The organism is Flavobacterium sp. 245, assembly GCF_004362055.1.
Classification (GTDB): Bacteria; Bacteroidota; Bacteroidia; order Flavobacteriales; family Flavobacteriaceae; genus Flavobacterium.
The window spans coordinates 189759-198305 of the sequence record NZ_SNXB01000009.1 but is presented as its reverse complement, the minus strand read 5'-3'; the positions used below and the strand labels follow the sequence as shown (position 1 = coordinate 198305).

General features: G+C 34.9%; 6 protein-coding genes and 2 tRNA genes. 5 read left to right on the top strand and 3 right to left on the bottom strand.

Annotated elements, in window-relative coordinates:
• Positions 1-4: 4 nt before the first annotated feature.
• Together EV145_RS17265 and EV145_RS17260 are read left to right on the top strand one after the other, a co-directional pair.
• Positions 5-75, top strand: a tRNA-Gln gene (locus EV145_RS17265).
• Between the two features lie 108 nt (positions 76-183).
• Positions 184-254: transfer RNA gene (locus tag EV145_RS17260), tRNA-Gln, on the top strand.
• Positions 255-340: 86 nt separating this feature from the next.
• Here the strand turns inward: EV145_RS17260 and EV145_RS17255 are convergent.
• From EV145_RS17255 to EV145_RS17245, 3 genes are all read right to left on the bottom strand, one after another.
• Positions 341-1147: a helix-turn-helix domain-containing protein gene (locus EV145_RS17255; protein ID WP_133526437.1), complete on the bottom strand. Its 807-nt coding sequence runs from the start codon at positions 1145-1147 to the stop codon at positions 341-343.
• A gap of 63 nt (positions 1148-1210) precedes the next feature.
• Positions 1211-2632 carry an aldehyde dehydrogenase family protein gene (locus EV145_RS17250; RefSeq protein WP_133526436.1) on the bottom strand — a complete coding sequence of 474 codons (1422 nt, stop codon included), beginning with the start codon at positions 2630-2632 and terminating at the stop codon, positions 1211-1213.
• 174 nt (positions 2633-2806) lie between these two features.
• Positions 2807-3631, bottom strand: a complete 825-nt coding sequence (locus EV145_RS17245; protein ID WP_133526435.1) for a universal stress protein — start codon at positions 3629-3631, stop codon at positions 2807-2809.
• A 176-nt stretch (positions 3632-3807) separates the two neighbouring features.
• Between EV145_RS17245 and rimP the strand changes: the two genes are divergently transcribed.
• From rimP to infB, 3 genes are read left to right on the top strand one after another with little or no spacing between them, the layout of a single operon-like run.
• Positions 3808-4272, top strand: coding sequence for a ribosome assembly cofactor RimP (rimP, locus tag EV145_RS17240; RefSeq protein ID WP_166638479.1), 465 nt, complete (start codon positions 3808-3810; stop codon positions 4270-4272).
• A gap of 13 nt (positions 4273-4285) precedes the next feature.
• Positions 4286-5539, top strand: coding sequence for a transcription termination factor NusA (nusA, locus tag EV145_RS17235; protein ID WP_133526433.1), 1254 nt, complete (start codon positions 4286-4288; stop codon positions 5537-5539).
• A 57-nt stretch (positions 5540-5596) separates the two neighbouring features.
• Positions 5597-8476: a translation initiation factor IF-2 gene (gene infB, locus EV145_RS17230; protein WP_133526432.1), complete on the top strand. Its 2880-nt coding sequence runs from the start codon at positions 5597-5599 to the stop codon at positions 8474-8476.
• The last annotated feature ends 71 nt before the right edge of the window (positions 8477-8547 follow it).

The window sequence follows — 8547 nt, the reverse complement described above, 5'->3', positions numbered from 1 at the left end:
CTGCTGGTCTATGGTGTAATGGTAACACAACTGTTTTTGGTGCAGTCTTTCTAGGTTCGAGTCCTAGTAGACCAACATAAAGCCTCTCAGAAATGAGAGGCTTTTTTTATGTAAAAAAGTTTTCTTAAAAAATTTGCATATACTAAATAAAGTTCTAATTTTGCACCCGCTTAACAGCTCTGCTGGTCTATGGTGTAATGGTAACACAACTGTTTTTGGTGCAGTCTTTCTAGGTTCGAGTCCTAGTAGACCAACATAAAGCCTCTCAGAAATGAGGGGCTTTTTTTATGCGGTTATAATAATAGGTTTTTATTAAGTAGCTTGGTTGGTTTGTAAGCTGTTATTTTTCTTTTAAAGAAGAAGGAACTATTCCGAATTTCTTTTTAAAAGAGAATGAAAAATGCGATAAATCTTCAAATCCAACCCCAATATAAACTTCTGATGGGGAATTGCCTTGGCTAATTAAATAATAAGCTTCCTGAAGTCTTTTGTTCAATAGCCATTTTCCAGGTGTCTGCTGAAATGTTTTCTGAAAATCTCTTTTGAATGTCGCTAAACTGCGTCCTGTGAGATAAGCAAAACGATGCAGGTGCACATTAAAGTGAAAATTTTTATTCATAAAAGCTTCAATGTCAATTTTTCCAGGTTCATTAAAATCAAATAAAATGTCTTTTAGTTCTGGATTTACTTTCAATAAAAGATGAACTGCTTCTTTTATTTTTAAATTAAATAAAGCTTCGTTGTTTTCTTGATCAACTTCAAGATAGGAGATCAATGATTCCATGAAAGATTTGTAAAGAGGATTTGGAGCCAGAGTAATCATAGCTTCTGAATCGGCTTTTTTGTTGATCTTAAAATCATATTCTTTGCTTATTTCGCGAAGAATTTCCTGGTCTAAAAAAAGAGAAATTGTTTTAAATTCTCCATCTTCTGGTGGGATCTTCGTGAACTTTGCCAAATGATTTCTTTTGCTGAAACGAAAATCTCCAGCTTTTGAATGATAAGTGTTTTTGCTGTCTGATGCTGTCATTTCGCCTGAAATTTGATAGCTAAAAACATGTTCCGGAATAAAATGTTCTCCTTCTCGGCTGCGTGCGTAATAGCAGGAATAAAGTATTTTAGGTTTTGGATTTGCTTTTGTAGTCATATTGTAAAATTACTAAAAGATCCGGAAAATCTTTTTATGAAAAGAATTCCGGATCTCAAATGATTATTTTGGCTGAATTAATGCTTTTGGTTCTAAATAAGCTTCAAGTCCAATTGTTCCAAATTCTCGCCCAATTCCAGATTGTTTGAAGCCGCCGAAAGGAGCTAACGGGTCGTGTCCAATTCCATTTATTTGAACGCGTCCTGCATTAATCTGCGAAGCGATAAAGTGAGCTCTTTCGTTGCTTGCAGAACTTACGTAAGCTTGTAATCCATAAGTCGTGTCGTTGGCAATTTCAACTGCTTCTTCATCTGTTTTGTAAGTTATGATGGTTAAAACGGGACCAAATATTTCTTCTCTGGCAATGCGCATTTTATTGTTTGCGTTTATAAAAACGGTTGGTTTCACAAAATTTCCTTTTTCTAAACCTTCGGGCTTTCCTAATCCTCCAACTAAAATTTCTGCACCTTCATTAATTCCAATTTGAATGTAGTGTTGAACGCGATTGAATTGTTTTGTGCTCACCATTGGGCCTACTGCAGTAGTTGGTTTTTTGGGGTTTCCAACAATTGTGTTTGAAATGATTTCTTTGATAAGACTTTTGGTTTCTTCTAGCTTGCTTTCGGGAATCAATAATCTTGTTCCGGCAATGCAGGCTTGTCCGCTATTCATGAATGCGGCGCTTATGGCAAGCGGAATTGCTTTCGAAAAATCTGCATCATCTAAAATGATATTTGGTGATTTTCCTCCAAGTTCCAGAGTAACACGTTTCATTGTGTCAACGGCTTCTTTTGCAATAATTTTTCCAACAGTTGTAGATCCTGTAAAAGAAATTTTTGCAATATCTGGATTGCGACTTATTTCTGCGCCAACTATTTCGCCCAAGCCATTTACAATATTTACAAGGCCTTTTGGAAGCTGTGCGTCATGAAGGCATTCTGTCATTAGTTGCGTTTGCTGCGCGCTCATTTCACTCGGTTTGATTACGGTGGTGCATCCTGCTGCAATTGCTGTTGATAATTTACTGCTAATAAAACCGTTGCTTGAGTTCCAAGGAATGATAATTCCGACAACGCCAATCGGAGTCATTTGAACTTCAGATTCTCCCATGGTTTTGGTAAATTTATAAGAGTTTAATAAGCTGATCGCTGAATCAAAGCCTTTTAGCATGTATTCGTAACTTATTGAAGCAAATTGAAAAGTACCTCCATATTCTTCGATCATTATATTAATGAAGTCTGTTTTTCTTTTTTCAATTGAAGCTTGGATGTTTTTTAAGTATTGAATTCTTTCTGAAATAGTAGTTTTTGAAAAGGTTTTAAAAGCTTTTTTGGCGGCGTTTATTGCATTTTGAGTGTCTTCTGTATTTCCTAAGCGTACTTTTCCTAGTTTTTCATTTGTTGTTGGGCTTATAAGGTCAAAATATTCTGTTCCTTTTGGTGAAATAAATTCCCCATTAATGTAAATTTTGTCTATTGTTTTCATGTTGTGTGATTTAATGAATTTTTATTTGACAAATTTCAGAATTAATAAGGTGTGTGACTTTGTTGTGAAGTTCAAATTAACTTTGTTGTAAAGCTCATCTTTTGAAATTGAATTGATAAAAAAAAATCATCTTCCAGATGAAAGACGATTTTTGTAAAATGATTTTTTATTTGTTTAAATCTTTAAAGTGATAACAGGTCGTACAGCATGATTTACTAATCCTTCGCTTATGCTTCCGTTAAAAAAGTGGGCAAAACCAGTTCGGCCATGTGTGCACATTCCGATAATATCGGCATTTATGCTGTTGGAGAAATTGATAATGCCTTTTTCAATATTAGTATCGTTGTAAATATGTGTCGAGTAATTGGTGATATTAAACTGCGTTACAAATTCATTCATTGCTTTTTGAATAACATGTGTTGGCTTAAAGCTATTTGGTGTGCAGATTGTAACAAGATGAATTTTGGAATTAAAGAATTTGATAAAATTCAGCAGTTTTTCAAATGGTGCTTTTGTTTCTTCAGAGAAATCAGAAGCAAAAACAATGTCATCGACTTTAAAATTAGAGATATCTTTTTTGATTACTAAAACAGGGATTTCAGAATTTCGAACTACTTTTTCAGTGTTAGAGCCTATTAAAAGTTCCTCAACGCCAGACGAGCCGTGAGATCCCATAATGATTAGATCAACTTCATAATCTTGGCTTACTTGTTTAATTCCATGAATTGGTTTGTCCATTTTTACAATTTCGGTCACAGAAATTCCGTCCAAATAAGGTTTTGATGATATTGCGTCAAGCATTTCATTTGCCTTTTTCATAAAAAGCATGGTTTCGGGGATGCTTGCTCCGCCAAGGATGGCGTCATTCATTTGGTGCGGCAATTCAAGCATATGTAAAATGATGATTTCTGAATCATTTTTTTTAGCAATTTGCGCGGCAACTTTTAAAGCGTCTTCAGCATGTTCTGAAAAATCAGTAGGAACTAGAATTCGTTTCATAATTTTTTGGGTTAAATTATTTGGGTAATCTGTTATTTTAATGCTACTATAAAGATAAGAAATATTTTTAGAGCAATCAATTTTATTTGATTTATAAAAAAATCACTATATTTGCATCGTTATTTATTAAAATCTAAATAATGAGGGGACTAAGTGTCCCCTCTTTTTATAAAATTATGACATTTAAAGAGAAAGTAAACGGATTAATTGAAGAAGCTCTTCTGGAAAAGCCATCGATCTTTTTGATTGATTTGTCGGTTTCAGATTCTTTTAAAATTAGTGTTGGTTTAGACGGAGATAGTGGAGTGGCGCTACAGGATTGTATTGATATTAGTCGTGCAATTGAGAATAATCTTGATCGTGAAGAGCAGGATTTTTCGCTTGAAGTAGCATCTGTTGGAGTAGGATCTCCTTTGAAAATGACAAGACAATACAAAAAAAATATTGGTAGAACGTTGATTGTTACTACAAATAATGAAAAAATTGAAGCAGAGTTAGTAGAAGCTAACGATGTTTTTATAATTTTGTCTTGGAAAGCAAGAGAACCAAAAAAAGTAGGAAAAGGAAAAGAAACAGTTCAAAAAGAGCAACAAATACCTTATACAGAAATTAAAGAGGCAATTGTTACAGTAACATTTTAATTAAAGAATTCGCATGGAAAATTTAGCATTAATCGATTCATTCTCAGAGTTTAAAGATAATAAACTTATTGATCGTGTAACGCTTATGGCAATTTTAGAGGACGTGTTTAGAAATGCATTAAAGAAAAAATACGGTTCTGATGAAAACTTCGATATCATTATAAATCCTGATAAAGGTGATATGGAGATCTGGAGAAGAAGAGTAATCGTTGCTGACGAAGACCTAGATTTTGAAAACGAAGAGATTACTTTGACTGAAGCAAGAATGATTGAAGCGGATTTTGAAATTGGCGAAGAAGTTTCTGAAGAGGTTAAATTGATTGATTTAGGAAGAAGAGCTATTTTGGCTTTGCGTCAAAACTTAATATCTAAAATTCACGAACACGATAATACAAATCTTTACAAGCAATTTAAAGATATTATTGGTGATATTTATACTGCAGAAGTGCACCACGTACGTCCTAGAGTAGTTATCTTGGTTGATGACGAAGGGAACGAAATCGTGCTTCCAAAAGAAAAACAAATTCCGTCTGACTTTTTCCGTAAAGGAGATAATGTTCGTGGTATCATTGAAAGCGTTGAATTAAAAGGGAATAAGCCTCAAATCATTATGTCTAGAACTTCTGAAAAGTTTTTAGAAAAATTATTTGAACAAGAAATTCCTGAAGTATTTGACGGTTTAATTACAGTTAAAAATGTAGTGCGTATTCCTGGTGAAAAAGCAAAAGTAGCGGTAGATTCTTATGATGATAGAATTGATCCGGTTGGAGCTTGCGTAGGTATGAAAGGTTCTCGTATTCACGGAATTGTTCGTGAGCTAGGAAACGAAAATATCGACGTAATCAATTATACAAACAACATTCAGTTGTTTATTACAAGAGCTTTGAGTCCTGCAAAAGTTTCTTCAATCAAGATTGATGAAGAAAACAAAAGAGCTGAAGTTTTCTTGAAATTAGAAGAGGTTTCTAAAGCAATTGGTAGAGGTGGGCATAACATTAAATTAGCTGGTCAATTAACTGGTTATGAGTTAGATGTTATTCGTGAAGGCGATGTTGCTGGTACTGTAGCTGATGAAGACGATGTTGAATTAACAGAGTTCTCTGATGAAATCGAAGAATGGGTTATCGAGGAATTTGCTAAAATAGGTTTGGATACTGCAAAAAGTATTTTGAAACAAGAAGTAGAAGATTTAGTAAGAAGAACAGATTTAGAAGAGGAAACAATTCTAGACGTTATGAAAATACTAAAAGAAGAGTTTGATAGCTAGAAAATAGCGGCATCTGCTCTAACAACACAACGAAAAAGGTAATAATAAAAAGGTTATATGTCTGAAGAGAGAGTAATAAGAATAAACAAGGTTTTAAGGGAATTAAATATCTCATTAGAAAGAGCTGTTGATTATCTAAAAGATAAAGGAATTGCTATTGATGCAAATCCAAACGCTAAAATTTCTGATAGCGAATTTAATATTCTGCAGAGCCAATTTGCGGGCGATAAGGGGAATAAGGAAGCTTCTAAAGAGGTAGGAGAAGAGAAAAGAAAAGAAAAAGAAGCATTGCGTGTTGAGCGTGAGAAAGAAATTGAGGACAAACGCAGACAAGATGAGGAACGCCAAAAACAACAAGAGATCATAAAAGCGAGAGCTGTTGTAACCGGGCCTGTTCAAGTTGGTAAAATTGATTTGAATCCAAAGAAACCTGCAGTTTCTGCTCCTGTTGAGGAACCAGTTAAAACTAGTGAGCCAAAAGCAGTTGTTACTCCTGCTCAGCCAGAAAAACCTGTTGAAAAAGAAATTGTACAGCCAGAGCCAGTTGCTCCTGTAGTTTCTGAAGAGAAAAAGGTGGAAAAGCCTATTATTACTGAGAAAAAAGAAGTGAAAAGTGAGAATGCTAAAACGGCTCAGGAGCCTATTGTTTCAACAGATCCTGCAACTGCCGAAGAGACTATCACTACTCAATATCAAAAATTATCTGGAACTACTCTTACAGGGCAAACAATTGATTTATCTCAATTTAATAAGCCTAAAAAGAAAAAAGAGGATCCAAAAATTACTCCAAATAAACCTGGAGTTCCAGGAGCTGGAAACAATAACAACGCCAATAAAAATAAGCGTAAAAGAATCGCTCCTAAACCGGGTGCGCCGGGTGCACCAAAACCTGCAACAGGAAATGCGCCAGGAACCCCAAATCCTAATAAAATTACTCCAAATACTGGAGGAGGAGGTTTTAATGCTAACAGAAGTTCAAGACCTGGTTTTGTAAAAGGAAACCGTCCAGCAATTGTTGCAAAAGTAGAGCCAACGGAAGAAGAAGTAAAAAACCAAATTAGAGAGACTCTTGAAAAACTTCAAGGTAAAGGGGGGAAATCTAAAGCGGCTAAATATAGAAGAGATAAAAGAGAAACACACCGTCAGAAATCTGATGATGAGCAAAGAGCGCTTGACGAAGGAAGTAAAACTATTAAAGTTACTGAATTTGTTACTGTAGGTGAAATTGCGATCATGATGGATGTGCCAATTACTAAGGTAATTGGAACTTGTATGTCACTTGGAATTATGGTTACAATGAATCAGCGTTTAGATGCTGAAACATTGACTATCGTTGCTGATGAGTTTGGTTTTGAAGTTGAGTTCATTACTGTTGATATCGAAGAAGCTATTGCGGTAGTTGAAGATAGAGAAGAAGATCTAGTAGTTAGAGCGCCAATTGTTACTGTAATGGGTCACGTTGACCACGGTAAAACATCTTTATTGGATTATATTCGTAAAGAAAATGTTATTGCAGGTGAATCTGGAGGTATTACGCAACACATTGGAGCTTACGGAGTAACTTTAGATAACGGTCAAAAAATCGCATTCTTAGATACACCGGGTCACGAGGCGTTTACTGCGATGCGTGCACGTGGAGCTCAGGTTACTGATATCGCTATTATTGTAGTAGCGGCAGATGATGATATCATGCCACAAACAAAAGAGGCAATTTCTCATGCACAAGCTGCAGGGGTGCCAATTATATTTGCAATCAATAAAATTGATAAACCAAATGCTAATGTTGAGAAAATCAAAGAGCGTTTGGCTAGTATGAATTTACTTGTTGAAGATTGGGGTGGAAAAATTCAGTCACATGATATTTCTGCGAAAGTTGGAACGGGTGTAAAAGAATTATTAGAGAAGGTTTTATTGGAAGCAGAAATTTTAGATTTAAAATCTAATCCAAATAAAGCGGCTCAAGGAACAGTTGTTGAAGCTTTCTTAGATAAAGGAAAAGGGTATGTGTCAACAATTTTAGTTCAACACGGAACATTAAAAGTTGGAGATTACATGCTGGCAGGAAAACATCATGGTAAAGTTAAAGCGATGCACGATGAAAGAGGGCATACTGTTTTAGAAGCAGGTCCTTCAACTCCAGTTTCGGTTTTAGGTTTAGATGGTGCAGCAACTGCGGGTGATAAATTCAATGTTTTTGAAGACGAAAAAGAAGCGAAGCAAATTGCTGCTAAACGTTCTCAATTAATGCGTGAACAGTCGGTACGTACACAACGACATATTACACTTGATGAAATTGGACGTCGTATTGCTCTTGGTCAGTTTAAAGAATTAAACGTAATTCTTAAAGGGGACGTTGATGGATCTGTTGAAGCTTTATCGGATTCGTTCTCTAAACTTTCTACAGAAGAAGTTCAAATTAATATTATCCATAAAGGTGTTGGTGCGATTACTGAAACCGATGTTAACTTGGCTTCTGCTTCAGATGCAATTATTATCGGATTTAACGTTCGTCCTGCAGGAAATGCAAGACAACTTGCAGATAAAGAAGAAATCGATATCCGTTACTATTCTATTATTTATGCAGCAATCGATGACTTGAAAGATGCAATGGAAGGAATGTTAGCTCCTGAAATGAAAGAAGAAGTTTTAGGTACTGCTGAAATTCGTGAAATTTTCAAAATTTCTAAAGTTGGATCAATCGCTGGTTGTATGGTAACAGATGGTAAAATCTTGAGAAGTTCTAAGATTAGAGTTATCAGGGAAGGAGTTGTTGTTCATACTGGTGAACTTGTTGCTTTAAAACGATTCAAAGATGATGTTAAAGAAGTATCGAAAGGATATGATTGTGGTATTCAGATAAAAGGATTTAATGACATCGAAGAAAGAGATGTTATTGAGGCATACCACGAAGTTGCAATAAAAAAGAAATTGAAATAATTTTCAATTAATATATTTAAAGCCTCAATTTTAATTGAGGCTTTTTTTATGATTATATTTTAGGGTGCGCT